Origin of the sequence: Clostridium sp., assembly GCF_026168755.1 — a bacterium.
Classification (GTDB): Bacteria; Bacillota; Clostridia; order Clostridiales; family Clostridiaceae; genus Clostridium.
On the sequence record NZ_JAPFDR010000095.1, the window covers coordinates 1 to 3,313 of the forward strand.

Genomic DNA, 3,313 nt, shown 5'->3' on the forward strand with positions numbered 1-3,313 from the left:
AATGAATAAAAAAATAGAAGTGAATAGTGAGATTAAAGAAATAAAAAGATTAATAGAAGAGAATGAAATTAATAAAGCAGAATTTAAAGCTTTTGAATTAGCTGAATCTATATTTCCATATAAAAATAATGGTGATCCATACTTTATGAATGAGTGTGTGAATATTATAAGTAAGATTATTATGAAAGAATGTAATAAAGATAGTAAAGAAGAAATTGATATAGATTATATTATAAATAATTTTGAAGAGTTATCAAAAGAAGTAATTAATGTGCCGGAAATAGTGAAAGCAACATTGAAGGCTGAGATATTAGAAAAATTAAAGTCATTAAGATAAAGGTGTTCTCGAAGGACACCTTTTTAATATACATATTTTTAGGAAAAGAACTTCTGACAGGCAATAGCCGAGAGGTTCTTTTTTATTGAAGGGAGGTGATTATATGGCAGGAGAAAAGCTTGATAAAGATATTAAAGAAATTGCAGTTGCGGTAATTGAAGCAAGTGGTAAGGGTTATGAAGAATGGTTAAATGAGCAACATAAAAATGTTATATTTACAAATTCAAAGTTATTGAAGGAAAGCTTAAATTTGAAAAAAGAAATGGGGAGTTAATTATAGCAGACATAATAATTAGAGAATTATCAAGAGCAACAATTAGTAAAATTGATGAAAAAGCAAAAGAATTAGGATATAAAAGTAGAAATGAGTTTTTAAAAACATATTTAGAAAGACAATTTTTATATCTTGATAAATTAGTAGAATATGAAGGAAAATATGAAATTCTACTTGATAAAGTTCTTAAAGTATTAGATTACAATACTTTAGCATTAAATAAATTTTGTGAAGAAAATCTTATAGATGTAGAAGAAATAGTAAAAGAAGATAGATTTAAGGAGGAAAAATAAATGGATGTTGTACAACAATTAGCAAATATGGGAAATGAATTTATTGGATGGATGCAAATTTTAGGGGTAGTTGGATCAGCGATAGCTTTTGGAATAGGTGGATTTATTCAGATATTTGGTGGAGCAGAAGGATTAAGAAAGGCTAAACCTTGGTACATAGGAGCTGGAGTGGGACTTATTTTTATATTAGGTGCTTCTGCAATAGCTGCTTTCTTAGAATCAAAAATAACATTTTAAAAAAGGGGAAGTTTAAACTTCCCTTTTTTTATAGGAGGATATATGAAGGAATTTATTTCAGATGTAAAAAAAGAATTAAATGATTTATTAGCAGAAAAAGAAGCTAATAGAGAAATGAAATTAATAAAACGATTAGCAGATAAAAAGATACTATTATCTTTTATAATAGGAGTATTTTTAATAGTAACTATTTTTGTTAATTTAATTTCTAATTCTATAGATGGAATGTTTTTAATGTTAGCAGGAGGAGAAAGTAATTTTAATATTTTATTTAACTTATTTATGCCTAATTTGGGATATCCATTATTATATTTATTAGCATATGGAATAATGACATTAGTATTGATTAAATTTATTTTTAATTTTAGAGCATCATTTAAGGATATAAGTGAGGGGCAAAAAGGGACAAGTAGATTTACTACTATGGAAGAAATAAAAGAGCAATATAAAAGTGTTTATGAAGTCGAAACAGAAGAAGAAAGAGAACAGGGAGGTTATTCAGGAAAAGGTGGGGTTATTATTTCAAGGGATAAAGACATACTTTTTATAGATGATAGCCCAACTAATAATATGACAATAGGAACATCTAGGAGTGGAAAAGGTGAATTATTTGTATTTCCTACTATTGATTTATATTCGAGAGCTGAAGAAAAAGCTTCATTAATAGTTAATGATCCAAAGGCTGAGTTGTATGGTGCTTCAAAGGAGATACTTGAAGCTAGAGGATATAGAGTAGAAGTTTTAAACTTAATAAATCCATTAAATTCAATGAGTTATAACCCACTTCAATTAGTAATAGATGCTTATGAGAAAAAAGATTACAGCACTGCTCAAAGTTTATGTAAAACATTAACACATATGCTTTATTATAAGCCTGATACAAAAGACCCCTTTTGGCAAAATTCAGCTATGAGTTTAGTTAATGCTTTAATTCTTGCAGTTACAGAGAAATGTTTTGAGGATTGCAAAATATATTATAAAAAGATAGATGAACTAAAAAATAGTGATAATAAAAGTAAGGGTAAATTAATAAGTAACCTGGAAAAAGAAGTTGAAAAAATAAAGTCAAAAATAACACTTTATACAGTTGCAAATATGCTATCAGAATTAGGTTCTAAGACAGATATTAAAGGTAATAATGAATTAGATAAGTATTTTTCAAAGTTACCAGTAGAATCAGTAGCAAAAATGCAGTATGCAACGTCTAACTTCTCTAAAGGAGAAGCTAGAGGATCTATATTTAGTGTTGCAATGTCAGAGCTTAATATATTTACTATGGATGAAATAGCGAAGTTAACATCTAAAAATTCTATAAATTTAAAAGATATAGGTTTTAAGTCAGAAGATAATAGACCAGTAGCTTTATTTATGACGGTTCCAGATTATGATACATCAAATCATGTTATAGCAAGTATATTTGTTAGACAGTTATATTATGTCTTAGCAAAAGAAGCTACCTTCAATATTCCTGCTAAATGTGATAGAGAAGTCATTTTCTTATTAGATGAGTTTGGAAATATGCCAGCCATAGAAAGTATGGCTAACATAATAACAGTTTGCTTAGGTAGAAATATTAAATTTAATTTAATTATTCAAGGTATATCACAATTAAAAAAATTATATGGAGATGACTATAAAACTATATTGGGAAATTGTTCTAATAAGTTTTATATATTTACCAATGAGGTGGAAACTGCTGAAGAGTTTTCAAAGTTATTGGGAGATAAAACAATTACAACTTATTCAAGAAGTGGAGAAATACTTGATACAACTAAACACCAAACAGAAAGTGTTGATGGAAGAAAATTATTAACCACAGATGAATTAATGCACTTAGAAGAAGGTGAAGTTGTTATTGTTAGAGGTACTAAAAGACGAGATATTAATGGAAAGAAGATTAGACCATTTCCTATTTTCAATACGGCAGAGCATACTCTTAAATATAGATATGAGTATTTAGGTGATTTCTTTGATAATACAAAAAATCTTATAAATAAAGAAATACCAACTCTTCATAAGAGTGTGGATTTAAAAGAGTTAATACTATTTAAAGACGATAAAGAAGAAAATACTATACAAAATAAGCCAATAACAGAAGAAGTAGAAGCGATTAATGAGTATATAACAAAAGAAAAAGATATAGAGCTAGGAAGAATATATACTCCTAAAGAC

Annotated in this window: 4 protein-coding genes; all 4 read left to right on the top strand. The window is 27.3% G+C overall.

The genetic code is table 11. The features are described 5' to 3' along the window. Positions 1-337 (top strand): hypothetical protein (locus tag Q0Y03_RS15245; protein WP_297714640.1); only part of this gene is annotated, 337 nt, incomplete at its 5' end. Between the two features lie 103 nt (positions 338-440). After that, positions 441-611, top strand: a complete 171-nt coding sequence (locus tag Q0Y03_RS15250; RefSeq protein ID WP_297714641.1) for a hypothetical protein — start codon at positions 441-443, stop codon at positions 609-611. A gap of 293 nt (positions 612-904) precedes the next feature. Beyond that, on the top strand, positions 905-1,141 hold the full coding sequence (locus Q0Y03_RS15255; protein WP_297714642.1) for a hypothetical protein: 237 nt from the start codon (positions 905-907) through the stop codon (positions 1,139-1,141). A 42-nt stretch (positions 1,142-1,183) separates the two neighbouring features. Next, positions 1,184-3,313 (top strand): VirD4-like conjugal transfer protein, CD1115 family (locus Q0Y03_RS15260; RefSeq protein WP_297714643.1); only part of this gene is annotated, 2,130 nt, incomplete at its 3' end.